11 protein-coding genes are annotated in these 12891 nt (G+C 62.8%); 4 read left to right on the forward strand and 7 right to left on the reverse strand.

Annotated features, from left to right (window positions below; translation table 11 throughout):
* Positions 1–48: 48 nt before the first annotated feature.
* Positions 49–1593 (reverse strand): ABC transporter substrate-binding protein, encoded by a 1545-nt coding sequence (locus tag C816_RS08815; RefSeq protein ID WP_016322044.1) that lies wholly within the window; start codon positions 1591–1593, stop codon positions 49–51.
* A gap of 305 nt (positions 1594–1898) precedes the next feature.
* Positions 1899–3194 (reverse strand): AI-2E family transporter, encoded by a 1296-nt coding sequence (locus C816_RS08820; protein ID WP_040655141.1) that lies wholly within the window; start codon positions 3192–3194, stop codon positions 1899–1901.
* Between the two features lie 213 nt (positions 3195–3407).
* Between C816_RS08820 and C816_RS08825 the strand changes: the two genes are divergently transcribed.
* The 4 genes from C816_RS08825 (at position 3408) to C816_RS08840 (ending at position 7857) form a co-directional block, all read left to right on the forward strand.
* Entirely contained in the window at positions 3408–4298 is an 891-nt protein-coding gene (locus C816_RS08825) for a diacylglycerol/lipid kinase family protein (protein WP_016322046.1), read from the forward strand.
* Entirely contained in the window at positions 4295–4906 is a 612-nt protein-coding gene (locus tag C816_RS08830; RefSeq protein ID WP_016322047.1) for an NUDIX hydrolase, read from the forward strand. The genes C816_RS08825 and C816_RS08830 overlap by 4 nt, the downstream gene beginning before the upstream one ends.
* Before the next feature lie 24 nt (positions 4907–4930).
* Positions 4931–7030 (forward strand): glycogen debranching protein GlgX, encoded by a 2100-nt coding sequence (gene glgX / locus C816_RS08835; RefSeq protein ID WP_016322048.1) that lies wholly within the window; start codon positions 4931–4933, stop codon positions 7028–7030.
* A 122-nt stretch (positions 7031–7152) separates the two neighbouring features.
* Complete coding sequence (locus tag C816_RS08840) at positions 7153–7857, forward strand: hypothetical protein (RefSeq protein WP_016322049.1); 705 nt, start codon at positions 7153–7155, stop codon at positions 7855–7857.
* A 58-nt stretch (positions 7858–7915) separates the two neighbouring features.
* On the opposite strand, the gene C816_RS08845 is transcribed toward C816_RS08840, so the two are convergent.
* The 5 genes from C816_RS08845 to C816_RS08865 form a co-directional block, all read right to left on the reverse strand.
* Positions 7916–8629 carry an ABC transporter ATP-binding protein gene (locus C816_RS08845; RefSeq protein ID WP_016322050.1) on the reverse strand — a complete coding sequence of 238 codons (714 nt, stop codon included), beginning with the start codon at positions 8627–8629 and terminating at the stop codon, positions 7916–7918.
* Positions 8622–9464, reverse strand: a complete 843-nt coding sequence (locus C816_RS08850) for an ABC transporter ATP-binding protein (protein ID WP_016322051.1) — start codon at positions 9462–9464, stop codon at positions 8622–8624. Before C816_RS08850 ends, C816_RS08845 begins: the two co-directional genes overlap by 8 nt.
* On the reverse strand, positions 9461–10579 hold the full coding sequence (locus C816_RS08855) for a branched-chain amino acid ABC transporter permease (RefSeq protein ID WP_016322052.1): 1119 nt from the start codon (positions 10577–10579) through the stop codon (positions 9461–9463). Before C816_RS08855 ends, C816_RS08850 begins: the two co-directional genes overlap by 4 nt.
* 2 nt (positions 10580–10581) lie before the next feature.
* Positions 10582–11457 carry a branched-chain amino acid ABC transporter permease gene (locus tag C816_RS08860; protein WP_016322053.1) on the reverse strand — a complete coding sequence of 292 codons (876 nt, stop codon included), beginning with the start codon at positions 11455–11457 and terminating at the stop codon, positions 10582–10584.
* A 138-nt stretch (positions 11458–11595) separates the two neighbouring features.
* A complete protein-coding gene (locus tag C816_RS08865) occupies positions 11596–12801 on the reverse strand; it encodes an ABC transporter substrate-binding protein (RefSeq protein WP_016322054.1) in 1206 nt (401 codons plus the stop codon).
* Positions 12802–12891 lie beyond the last annotated feature (90 nt).

Consider the following 12891-nt stretch of genomic DNA (forward strand, 5'->3'; position numbering starts at 1 on the left):
TTAAGCAGGCTTGCCGGCCGCCCTGTAAATGGCCGGATATTCATAGGATCACTCGTAACGGACCGTGGAGAGGTCCAGCACGTAGATGGGATAGAACTGCAGGCCGGTGAGCCCCTTGCGGACGGCCACCAGGTCCGCAAGGTCCTGGATGTAGACGTTGGCGGCGTTCTCCGCCAGGTTTTCCAGCATCTGCTTGTAGACGGCGGTCTGCTCCGCATCGTCAAAGGACGCCAAGGCCTGGGCAAAGAGGGCGTCATACTCCGCATTGTTATAATTGATAAAGTTATTACTGGCAGTAGAGGAGAACCGCTCCAGCAGAGCCCGGGCGGTCATGTTGGAGGCGTCCACGCCCACTACGGTGGACTGGAACTGCCGTCCCGCATACACATCGGAGAGCCACGTGCCCCACTCCACCAGCTGGATCTCGGCGGTGACGCCGATCTGGGCCAGCTGGTTTACAATCACCTGGGCGGTGTCGATGTGTGGCTGGTAGTTGGAGGGCACGGTGATGGTCATGGAGAAGCCGTCGGGATACCCGGCGTCCGCCAGCAGAGCCTTGGCCTTCTCCAGATCCGGGGTGTAGCGGGTGATGAGGCTTTCATCGAAATACTTGCCGAAGGCGGGGTACATGCTGGAGCCGATGGGGTGGCCGTACCCGGCGAAGGCGATGTCGATAATGCCCTGCTTGTCCACGGCATAGCACAGGGCCTGCCGGACCCGGATGTCGTCAAAGGGCTTCTCGGCGTTGTTGAGGTACAGGGCCTGCACCAGGTTCATGGTGCCCTCTTCGATGTTGAAGTCGTTTTCCAGCTGGGCGGCGTTGGTGCTGGAGAGGTGGGCGAACAGATCCACGGCCCCGCTCTGGAGGCTGACGATGATGCCGTCCGTGTTCTCCATAATTTTGAAGGTCACCTTCTCCAGATACGCCGGGGTGCCCCAGTAGCCGTCAAACCGCTCCAGCACAATGTTGTCCTGGGCGGCCCGGGAGACAAACTTGAAGGGGCCGGTGCCCACAGGGGCGGTATCCTGCTGGTCGTAGCCCTCCGGCAGGATGGCCAGGGTCAGATAGGACAGGAATTCGGTATTGGGCTGGTCCAGGGTGATGGTCACGGCAGAGTCGTCCGCCGTGATGCTCCGGACAGCAGAAAGCGCCGGGACCAGAGGCTCTCCCTCCGAGTCGTCGGCGCAGCGTTGGATGGAATATACCACATCCCCAGTGTCTACCGGCTCGCCGTTGTGGAACTGTACGCCCTGCCGCAGGGTGAAGGTGTACGTGGTCTTGTCCTCGGAAAGCTCGTAGTGGTCGGCGACCGCGGGGATCAGATCTCCGTCAGGTGTGGGCTTCATCAGGCCCTCAAATACGTTGAACATGACTTCCTTGGTTCCTGCCGCCACCGCTTTGTGGGGGTCAAGACTGTCGTCCAGGTCCTGGGCGATGCCAACGGTGATCTCGTTGGCTGTCTCGCCGGTAGAGCCGATGGTGGGTTCCTGTCCGTCCGCTGTCCGCTGCTCTGTGCTGCCGTCTTTGCATCCGCAGAGTACGGCGCTCAGGAGGCTGACCAGAAGAAGGAGCGAGAGAAGTTTCTTCCGCATGTCGATTTCTCCTTTACATCACTGCTCCCAAGGGAGTCAGTGTTGGGCGGATACTGTCCGCCCCTCAGATATGATCGGCTCTATTCAGTTGTCGGCGCTGTTTCGCGTCTGCGGCGTTCTATGCAAAACCCCGCCGCAAGAGAATACAGCCTTCGGGGTCGTTATTTTTCTAACGAGACCCCGCAAGGCTGTATTGTACACGATAGGCCGCCGGATTGCAACCCCTTTTCCCACGATTTTCTCGCAGGAAAGTCAAATCATTTTATGGAAAATGGAAATACTTCCGGCCGGGGCCGGTTCCGCCGTCAAGGGGCCCCGCCCTCCAGCTCCTCCACAACCGGGGCCGGAGGCCCGGGGGACGCTTCCTTCCCGGAGGAGCCGGGCACACCGCCGGCGTAGGCGTCCACCTCCAGGGGAAGCCGTTTCTTTTTCAGGCGCGTGTCCACCAGGAAGGTGAAGAGGCTGTACAGGCACGCGCACACCGGCACGCCGAAGAACATCCCCGGCAGGCCGAAGAAGCTGCCGCCCACTAAGATGGCGATGATGACCCAAAGGCTTGACAACCCCGTGGTGTCCCCCAGGATCTTGGGGCCGATAACGTTGCCGTCCAGCTGCTGGAGCACCAGGATGAAGAGCAGAAAGTACAGCGCCTTCATGGGGGAGACCAGCAGAATCAAAAAGGCGCTGGGCACGGCCCCCAGGAAGGGGCCGAAGAAGGGGATGATGTTGGTGATGCCCACGATGACAGATACCAGGGGCGTATAGGGAAATTTCAGGATGGAACAGCTGATAAAGCACAAAATACCGATAATCAGGGAGTCCAGCAGCTTGCCCCGGACAAAGCCGGAGAAGATGACGTCCACCCGGTGGACGCCCCGCAGCACCCAGCCGGCGTTTTTCCGGGAGAACAGGCCGCAGGCCGTCCTCCGGGCGAAGGCGGCGCAGTATTCCTTGGCGGAGAGCAGGTAGATGGAGACGATGACGCCCACCAGTAGATTTTTCAAAAAGTTCACCAGGCCCACGACGCTGCCGGCGGCCAAGCTCATCACCGTCTGGGCCTGGGAGAGGGCCTTTTGCAGCCAGTCCGCAATGTCGTGGGCATTCAGCCAGCCGGTGATGTCCTGATAGTAGCCGTTCAGCTGACTCACCACCAGGTCTTCCATGTCCGGATAGGTGGCAAGCAGCGTCTCCACCCAGCCGGCGATGGTGTTGTAGTAGTTCTCCACGTTGCTCACCAGCTGGAGCACGCTCTTGTAGAGCTCCGGCAGCAGCACCGAGGCCAGGATGTAGAACACGAGGCACACCAGCAGCCATGTCAGCAGCAGGCTGGCCGCCCGGGCGGCGGGGGCGGTGAAGCGGCCCTTCTCCCGGGCCCTCCGCACCTGGTCGGGGAAGAGGCGGACCTCAAAGAAATTCACCACAGGCGCCAGCAGATAGGCCATGAAGGCGCCGTAGAGGATGGGCCGGACGGCGGTCAGCAGCTGCCGCCAGACGTTCAGTAGCCAGTGGCGGCCAAACAGGGTGTCATAAAAGAGCAGGATGGCCCCCACGGTCAAAAACACCGTGACGCCGCTCTTCACATGCTCGCTTTTTCGATTCATCCGGCACCGCCTCTTTTCCACAGCGGCCCTCCAGGCTCCGCGGCAGAGAAGGCGGAGCCGCCGCCCGGCGGCATTTCCCGGGCATTTTGAGCGCAGCTGTATAGTATATTTCATTTTACACAAAGGCCCGGGGAATTGCAATCCTGATTTTCCCGTGGTATACTGCTTTTGCATGATTTTATTGCGTTTGCGTCAGGAGGCGCTGTCAAAAACATGGAACCGAAAAAACTGCTGATGATCGTCAATCCCAGGGCGGGACGGCACAAATCCCGGGGGCCGCTGTTCGACGCGGCGGCGATACTCTCTCAGGCGGGGTATCTCCTCTCCATCCACAACACCACCGCCCGGCCCGGCGACGCGGCCGATACCGCCGCGTCCGCCGGCGGAACCTATGACGCGGTAGCGGCGGTGGGCGGCGACGGAACGCTGAACGAGGTGGTCAACGGCCTGATGCGGCTGGATTGCCCGCCTCTGCTGGGCTACCTGCCCCAGGGCAGCACCAACGATTTCGCCTCCAGCCTGCGTCTGCCCGGAAAGCCGGCGGAGGCTGCGGCGGCCATGGTGTCCGGCACGCCCCGCCGTCTGGACGTGGGACGCTGGAACGAGCGGTATTTTGTGTACGTGGCCTCCTTCGGGGCCTTTACCCGCAGCTCCTACACCGCCTCCCAGGCCGCCAAGAACGCCCTGGGCCACTTCGCCTATATCCTGGAGGGCATGAAGGATTTGAACAGCCTGCGGCCCTACCGGGTGAAGCTCACCGCCGACGGGGAGGTTCTGGACGGGGAGTATCTCTTCGGCGCGGTGTGCAACTCCACCTCCATCGGCGGGCTGATGAAGCTGGAGGAGGAGCGGGTGGTGCTGGACGACGGGAAATTCGAGCTGCTGCTGATCCCCAACCCCCGCACCCCGGCGGACCTTCAGAACCTGGTGGTGGCGCTGCTGAACCAGCAGTACGACAGCGAGGGACTTGTGTTCCGCCACGTGTCCTCCCTCCATCTGGAGACGGAGGAGAAACTGCCTTGGTCTCTGGACGGGGAGTACGCGCCGAGCCTTCCGGCGGTGGACATTGAAAACCGCCGCCAGGCGCTGGAGATGCTGCTGTGACGGGGGCGCTGGACGCCCTGCGCCGCCGGTACGGCGGCCATACGCCGGGGCTTTTGGGCGCGGCGCGGAGCTGTGCCGTGCTGGCGCCCCTGCTGGAGACGCAGTCGGGACCCTGCCTGCTGTTCGAGACCCGGGCGGCGGGCCTGCGCCAGGGTGGCGAGGTGTGCTTTCCCGGCGGATGGATGGAGCCGGGAGAGACGCCGGAGGACTGCGCCCTGCGGGAGACGGAGGAGGAGCTCTCCATCCCCCGGGAGGAGGTGGATCTGCTGGGCCCCTCGGACTTCATCTGCAATCAGCGGGGCTTCTTGCTGCGGCCTGTGGTGGGCGTGGTCTCCCCGGCGGGGCTGGCCCGGATGCAGCCCTCCCCGGCGGAGGTGGCGGAGGTCTTTACGGTGCCGCTGGACTTTTTCCGCCGCACACCGCCGGTGACCGCCCGCTACCGGCTGATACCCAGCCTGCCGGAGGACTTCCCCTACGAGGCGGCGGGCATTCCACGGGACTACGCCTGGAGCTGCGGCGCGGTGGAGGTGCCCTCCTGGCGGTATGAGGGGCATGTGATCTGGGGCATGACCGCGCGGATCGTCAAAGACCTGATGCAGGGTCTGTAAAATTGGAAGGACGGAGGAGATAGGATGAACAAAGAGAATACAACGGCAGAGGAAAAGCTGGTGCTGCCCCGGACCATTCACCTGGTCCCCATGGATGTCATCAGCGGCTTTGAGGTCCGCCCCGGGTTTTATGAGATCAACGGGGCCACCGCCATCCCCGGCGGCGTGAACTTCACGGTGCACTCCCACAATGCCACCTCCATCGAACTGCTGCTGTTTCACAGGGGGGAGACGGAGCCCTTTGCGGCCCTGCCCTTTCCCAGGCGCTACCGCATCGGCAACGTGTACTCCATGATCGTGTTTAAGCTGAATATCGAGGAATTTGAGTACGCCTACCGGGTGGACGGCCCCTATGAGCCGGAGAAGGGACTGATCTTCGACAAAAGCCGCTACCTGCTGGACCCCTACGCCAAGGCGGTGACGGGGCAGAGCCAGTGGGGGAAGTCCTCCCCCCACGGCCAGCACTACCGGGCCCGGGTGGTGAAGGACGACTTCGACTGGAAGGACGCCCGTCCGCCTCTGATCCCCATGGAGGATCTCATCATCTACGAGCTCCACGTCCGGGGCTTTACCAAGGACCCCTCCTCCGGCGTCCAATACCCCGGCACCTTCGCGGGGCTTCTGGAAAAGCTGCCCTATCTGCTGGAGCTGGGGGTTAACGCCGTGGAGCTGATGCCCATCTTCGAGTTCGACGAGATGCAGGACTACCGTGTGTGGGAGGGGCAGGAGCTGTGCAACTACTGGGGGTACAACACCGTCAGCTTCTTCGCCCCCAACACCAGCTACGCCGCCGGGACGGAGTACAACCGGGAGGGCAACGAGCTGAAAAATCTCATCAAGACCTTCCAGCAGCACGGCATTGAGGTGTACCTGGACGTGGTGTTCAACCACACGGCGGAGGGCAACGAGCAGGGGCCCTTCTTCTCCTTCAAGGGCCTTGACAACAACATCTACTACCTGCTGACGCCGGAGGGGAAATACTATAATTTCAGCGGCTGCGGCAACACCGTCAACTGCAACCACCCCATTGTGCGGCAGATGATTCTGGACTGCCTGCGCTACTGGGTCACCACCTACCACGTGGACGGCTTCCGCTTCGACCTGGCCTCCATCCTCAGCCGGAACGAGGACGGCGCCCCCATGGGGGACCCGCCCCTGCTCCAGGCCCTGGCCTTCGACCCCATCCTGGGGGACGTGAAGCTCATTGCCGAGGCCTGGGACGCCGGAGGGCTCTATCAGGTTGGGTCCTTCCCCGCCTGGAACCGCTGGGCGGAGTGGAACGGCCGCTACCGGGACGACCTGCGCCGCTATCTCAAGGGGGACGAGGGCTGCGCCCAGGCGGCGGCATTGCGCCTCGCCGGCTCCCGGGACATCTACGGCGGCGCGGGGCGGAAGGACGCCTCCATCAACTTCCTCACCTGCCACGACGGGTTTACCCTCTACGACCTCTACGCCTACAACGAAAAGCACAACGAGAAAAACGGCTGGGGCGGCACCGACGGAGCCAATGACAATAACAGCTGGAACTGCGGCGCCGAGGGGGAGACGGAGGATCCGGCGGTAAACGCCCTGCGGCGGCGGATGATCCGCAGCGCCTTCGCCCTGCTGATGTGCAGCCGGGGGATTCCCATGTTCCTGGCAGGGGACGAGTTCTGCAACACCCAGTTCGGCAACAACAACGCCTACTGCCAGGACAACATCACCTCCTGGCTGGACTGGTCCCGGCTGGAGAAAAACAGGGGGATGTTCCGCTTTTTCCAGTACATGATCCGTTTCCGGAAGAAGCACCGGGTACTGCGAACCAGCCTGAGCAATGGCGCCTGCGGCTTTCCGGACGTCAGCTTCCACGGGGTGGAGCCCTGGTGCAGCGGGTTTTTCGAGAGCCACGAGCGGTACGTGGGCGTGATGTTCGCCGGGGCGGAGCGGAGCACCGGGCCCCAGGTGGTCTACGTGGCCTCCAACGCCTGGTGGGAGGAGCTGGAGGTCACCCTGCCCCGCCTGCCCGCCTCCATGTACTGGGAGCTGGCGGCGGACACCTGGGAGGAGGAGCAGCCTCCCCGCCGCCCGGCGGAGGAGCGCTTCACCATCCGCCCCAGGAGCGTCATGGTGTTTGTGGCCCGGTAGCGGGGTATCCGTTGGCGGATCTCACAAAAAATTTGTAGGACTGCATAAATTTTCCACCAGGGTATTTTCTTCCGCCCTGCTTCTGCCGATATACACTCTATAAACAGGAGGGGGGGACGGCTATGGAGTCCAGCGGCATCACCAGCGGCGCGGGCGCGCCTCAGCGGCAGGACTATGCCGCCTCCGCCCAGCGGGAGGCCAAGAGCATCTATGAGATGATGCGGGACGCCAAAGAGAAGGCGGAGGCCCGGCGGGATCAGTTCAAGCTCCCCAAGAACGCCCGCTATGGAGACGCCCCCATGACGGCCTACGCCAAGCTGGCCCGGGCCAGGACGCCGGGGGAGATCACCGCCGCCTCCGGCTACGCCCGGCGGAAGATCGTCCAGCTGCAGTCCGCCCTGCGGAGCGACCCGGACAACAAGGAGCGCATCCAGGCGGCCATCCGCCAGCTGCAGAAGGCCGTCCATCGGGCGGGAAGGAAGCAGAAAGACGTACAGCGGGAGAAGCTGGCGGAGACCCGGCGGAAAAAGGCCCTGGAGGAGAAGAACCGCCGGAAGGCCGCCCGGCTCCGGCAGGAGCTCACCCGCACCCGGGCGCTGCGGAGCATCCGGGAATCTGGCTATATCCGGGAGGCTGAGATGGACAATCGGACACAGGAGCAGCTGTCCGCCGCCAGACTGGAGCTGCGGACCCAGCTGCAGGAGCTCACCTCCGCCACGGCGGGAGTCTCGGCAGGGGTGGCCGCGCAGCAGTACGCCGCCGCCCAGGCGGTGACGGCCGCGGAGGCCCCGGCGCCTTCGGACGCGGGCCTGGATATGCTGGCCTGAAAACATTCCAAACGATAAAGCGGGGAGGAGCTTACGCTCCTCCCCGCCTTTGTCGTTCTCAGCTTTTGTGTTTGCCCAGATAGGCCTCCTTCACCCGCTCGTCGGCCAGCAGCTCCGCGCCGGTGCCGCTCATGGTGATATTGCCGGTCTCCAGCACGTACGCAAGGTCCGCAATTTTCAGGGCCATGTTGGCGTTCTGCTCAATCAGCAAAATGGTGACGCCCTGGCGGTTGATCTCCCCGATGATGGAGAAGATGTCCTGCACCACCAGAGGGGCCAGACCCAGAGAGGGCTCATCCATCAAAAGGAGCTTCGGCCGGCTCATCAGCGCCCGGCCCACGGCCAGCATCTGCTGTTCGCCGCCGGAGAGGGTGCCGGCCGCCTGCCAGTCCCGCTCCTTCAGCCGGGGGAAGAGCTCGTAGACCCACTGGAGGTCCTTTGCGATCTCCGCCTTGTTCCGGCGGAGGTAGGCCCCCAGCTTCAAATTCTCCAGCACCGTCAGGTCCGGGAACACCCGGCGCCCCTCGGGACTCATGGCGATGCCGGCGCTGATGATCCGGTCAATGGGCTTGCCCAGAAGCTCCTCCCCGTTCCACTGGACGGAGCCGGAGACGGCCTTCACAAGGCCCGTGATGGTCCGCAGGGTGGTGGACTTGCCGGCGCCGTTGGCGCCGATCAGGGTGACGATCTTGCCGTCGGGCACCTCCATGGAGATGCCCCGCAGGGCCTGGATGCCGCCGTAGGCCACGTGGAGATTCTCAATTTTAAGCATCCTCCGCCACCCCCAGGTACGCGTCAATGACGCGCTGATTGTTCTGGATCTCCGCCGGCGTACCCTCGGCGATCAGCCTGCCGAAGTCCAGCACGTAAATGCGGTCGGAGATGTCCATGACCAGGTCCATATGGTGCTCGATCAGAAATACGGTCAGCCCCAGCTTGGAGCGGATCTCACTGATAAAGGCGGTCAGCTCGCCGGTCTCCTGGGGGTTCATGCCCGCCGCCGGTTCGTCCAGCAGAAGGAGCTTCGGCTCCGTGGCCAGGGCCCGGGCAATCTCCAGCCGCCGCTGCTTGCCGTAGGGCAGGGATGTGGCCAGCTCGCCCTTCACATCGGAGAGGCCCACCAGCTCCAAAAGCTCCTCCACATGCTGCCGCTGGGCCTGCTCCTCTTTGCGGTTCAGGCGGAGGGCAGCGGAGAGAAAGTTGGTGTGGGTCCGGCAGTGCTTGGCGATGAGCACGTTGTCAAATACCGTCTGGGACTTCCACAGGCGGATGTTCTGGAAGGTACGGGCCATGCCCAGCTTGGTGATGGCGTCAGGGGTGGGGGCCAGGGCGCGGGAATACTCCCCGGCGTGCTGGCCCTTGTACTGCTGCCGCATCTTGCCCTGGGGATGGTTTTCCACGATCTTCTCCCCCTGGAACCAGACCGCGCCGTTGGTGGGCTGGTACACGCCGGTGACCACGTTGAAGGCGGTGGTCTTGCCGGCGCCGTTGGGGCCGATCAGGGCCACGATCTCCCCCTGGTTGATCTCCAGGTTCATATTGTCCACGGCCACCACGCCGCCGAACTGCATGGTGACGTTCTCCACTTTCAGGACGTTCTCACTCATTTTCCGGCGGCCTCCTTCTTTGTCTTTTTCGCTCTCTGCCGGAGGATATCCGGGAATTCCCGCTCCCCCATGATGCCCTTTCGGAAGAACAGCACCACGATCATGATAAAGATGGAGAACACCACCATCCGGAAGCCGGGAGCCAGCAGCTTGAGGCCGCCGGGGTTGTTGCCGGGATCATCCAGGAACCGCAGCCACCACTCGCTGCACCCGATGAAGAGATAGGAGGCGATGATGCTGCCGCTGATGGAGCCGATTCCGCCGATGACCACCATGAGGAGGATCTCATAGGTCATGGCCACGGTAAAGCCCTTCGCCTGGACGCTGCTCATATACATGGCCAGCAGGCCGCCGCCCACGCCCGCGAAAAAGGAGCTGATGATGAAGGAGAGCATCTTGTGCTTTGCCAGATTGATGCCCATGGCCTCGGCGGCGATCTCATCGTCCCGGATGGCCTTGAAGGCCCGGCCGTAGGTGGAGTTTACCAGCAGCACGATGCCCAGAATGCACAGTCCCACAATAATGACATAGGGGTAGAGGTGCTTGAAGGTGGGATACTGCCGCAGGGTGTTGGAGCCGTTGGTGAGGGGGGCAAAGCTCTCATACTGGATGAAAGTGCGGATAATCTCTGCAAAGCCCAAAGTGGCAATGGCCAGATAGTCGCTTTTGAGCCGCAGCACCGGCAGGCCGATGAGCCAGCCGAAAAAGGCCGCCAGCAGGCCGCAGATCACCAGGGTGATTACCATCCCGATGACGCCGCCCACCAGATCGCCGAACACGCCGGAGAAGGTCTCCGGAATGGAGAACTGGACAATGCCGCCGTCATAGTACTGGTAGACCCCGGCCCGCTTCGCCACGGGGATGGTCAAAATGGCGTAGGTATAGGCGCCGATCAGCATGAATCCCGCCTGTCCCAGGGAGAACAGGCCCGTGAAGCCGTTCAGCAGGTTCATGGACACCGCCAGCAGCGCGTAGACGGTGCCTTTTTTCAGAACAGTCATGAGAAGCGTCTGGCCGGTGGCCTCCGCGATGCCCTCCGCCCCCAGGGACAGCGCCGAAAACGCGGCAATGAGGACCAGTCCCCATAGAATCGTCTTGTTGCGTTTTGTTTCCATCCTCACACCTTCTCCTCCAGCTTCTCTCCGAAGAGGCCCGTGGGCTTCACGAACAGCACCACGATCAGCAGCGCGAAGGTAAACGCGTCGCTGAAGGTGGAGTATCCCAGGCCCCGGATGATATTCTCACAGATGCCGATGATAAAGCCGCCCACCACAGCGCCGGGAATGGAGCCGATTCCGCCGAACACCGCTGCCACGAAGGCTTTCAGGCCCGGCATGGTGCCCACGGTGGGGGAGACGGTGGAGTAATTGCTGAAAAACAGGAAGGACCCCACCGCGGCCAGGAAGGAGCCGATGACGAAGGTCATGGAGATGACGCTGTTGATCTTGATCCCCATCAGCCGGGCCGTCTCAAAATCCCGGGAGGCCGCCCGCATGGCCATGCCGATGCGGGTCTTTTTAATCAGCGTCACCAGCGCCAGAATCAGCACAATGGTGAGGATGGGGGTAATGATGGTGACCCGCTTCGTCTCCGTGCCAAAGACGGAGATGCTGTCGGAGATCCAGGGGATGACCGGGTACTGCTGTGGCTGTCCGCCGGTGATATACCACATCAGGTTTTGCAGCAGGTAGCTGACGCCGATGGCGGAGATCATCACGCTCATACGGGGCGCGGAGCGCAGGGGCTTGTAGGCCAGCCGCTCCACCGTGAACCCCAGGAGCACGGTGACGGCGATGGTCAGGGGGATCGCCAGCTGCACCGGCATGGCGGTGACGGCGTAAAACATGACAAAGCCCGCCACGGTGAAGATGTCGCCGTGGGCAAAGTTAATCAGGCGCAGAATGCCGTAGACCATCGTATAGCCCAGGGCGATGAGGGCGTACTGCCCGCCCACGGAGATGCCCGGCAGCAATGTCGACAAGATTTGTACCATATTCTCTCTCCTTATTTCCAGGTTTCGCCGGTTTTCCGGAAAGCAGATCCCGTCTCTGCCCTCCGGAAAACCGGCGGCGAAACGCCATGTACGGCAGCGGGGGAGAACCCCGCTGCCGTATGTTTCCCGCAGGGGAGCTCACTGGGCGAGGCCCTGCTCCTTCACGGAATAGAATTCACCCTTTTCGGTGTCCACGCCTTTGATGAAGATGATGTTCTTGTCCACATCGCCCTCGTCGTCGAACACCACGTCGCCGGTGACGCCGGTGTAGGTCACGCCGGAGAGGGCCTGGGCAATGGCGTCGGAGTCGGCGGAATCGGCGGCCTTGATGGCCTCCACAGCCACCATGTAGGCGTCATAGCCCAGGGCGGACACTGCGGAGACGGTGTCGCTGCCGCCGTTGTTGGAAAGCTTGTCGCTGTTGGCGTTCAGCCAGGACTTGAAGCCGTCCATAAAGGCGGCGGCGGCGTCAGAGGCGCCCTCGTCGTAGAAGGTGGAGAAGTAGACGTCCGTGCCGGCCTTGCTGGCGGCCTGGAGAATAACGGCGTCGTCCCAGGTGTCGCCGGCGATCAGGGGAATGCCGGCGGAGGCAGCCTGATCGATCAGCAGGGAGGCCACGGTGGTGGAGCAGGGCGCAAAGATGACGTCGGCGCCCGCGCTCTTGGCGGCGTTGACAAAGCCGGACATATCGGTGTTGCCCTGGGGGTTCTGGTCGGCCACCACCTGGATGCCCAGACGGCCGCACTCCTGGGTGAAGTACTCGCCCAGGCCCACAGAGTAGTCGTCGCCCAGCTCCGTGAAGACGTAGGCGGTCTTGGCACTGAACTCATCCTTGGCCAGGTTGGCCAGCACGCTGCCCTGGAAGGGGTCCAGATAGCACACCCGGAAGTAGTAGGGGTTGCCCAGGGTCACGCCGGGGTTGGTGCAGGAGCAGCCGATGGCGGCGATCTTGGCCTCCTCGAACACGGGGGCGGCGGCCATGGACACGCCGGAGCCGTAGGAGCCCAGAACCACGGCCACACCGGAGCTCACCAGCTGCTGGGCCGCGGAGACGCCCTTGTCATTCTCGGACTGGTTGTCCACAGGCACCAGCTCGATGCTGTACTCCTCGCCGCCGATGGTGACGGTGTTGACCTGGGTGTTGGCGTACTCGATGCCCAGGACCTCCTTCTTGCCGCCGGCGCCGTTGTTGCCGGAAGAGGGCTCATAGATGCCGATCTTGATGACTTTGCTGCCGGAAGCGCCGGAGCCCGAGCCGCCGTCGGAGCCGCCGGAATTGCCGCCGCAGGCCGCCAGGGACAAAACCATGGCCAGTGTCAGCAGCAGAGCGAATAGCTTTTTCATTCTTTTCATCCTCCTCGAATTGGCGGAATGGATTCCCATTCCAAGGTTATGGAATATATTATGCGGTTTTCAGCCGTTTTGCAAGATGAA

Source organism: Oscillibacter sp. 1-3 (assembly GCF_000403435.2).
Classification (GTDB): Bacteria; Bacillota; Clostridia; order Oscillospirales; family Oscillospiraceae; genus Oscillibacter.

Excerpts from the sequence above, each read along its gene's own strand:
- glgX (WP_016322048.1), top strand. The coding sequence starts at position 4,931 with ATGAACAAAGAGAATACAACGGCAGAGGAAAAGCTGGTGCTGCCCCGG.
- C816_RS08850 (WP_016322051.1), bottom strand. The coding sequence starts at position 9,464 with ATGAGTGAGAACGTCCTGAAAGTGGAGAACGTCACCATGCAGTTCGGC.
- C816_RS08860 (WP_016322053.1), bottom strand. The coding sequence starts at position 11,457 with ATGGTACAAATCTTGTCGACATTGCTGCCGGGCATCTCCGTGGGCGGG.
- C816_RS08815 (WP_016322044.1), bottom strand. The coding sequence starts at position 1,593 with ATGCGGAAGAAACTTCTCTCGCTCCTTCTTCTGGTCAGCCTCCTGAGC.
- C816_RS08845 (WP_016322050.1), bottom strand. The coding sequence starts at position 8,629 with ATGCTTAAAATTGAGAATCTCCACGTGGCCTACGGCGGCATCCAGGCC.
- C816_RS08840 (WP_016322049.1), top strand. The coding sequence starts at position 7,153 with ATGGAGTCCAGCGGCATCACCAGCGGCGCGGGCGCGCCTCAGCGGCAG.
- C816_RS08820 (WP_040655141.1), bottom strand. The coding sequence starts at position 3,194 with ATGAATCGAAAAAGCGAGCATGTGAAGAGCGGCGTCACGGTGTTTTTG.
- C816_RS08855 (WP_016322052.1), bottom strand. The coding sequence starts at position 10,579 with ATGGAAACAAAACGCAACAAGACGATTCTATGGGGACTGGTCCTCATT.
- C816_RS08825 (WP_016322046.1), top strand. The coding sequence starts at position 3,408 with ATGGAACCGAAAAAACTGCTGATGATCGTCAATCCCAGGGCGGGACGG.
- C816_RS08865 (WP_016322054.1), bottom strand. The coding sequence starts at position 12,801 with ATGAAAAAGCTATTCGCTCTGCTGCTGACACTGGCCATGGTTTTGTCC.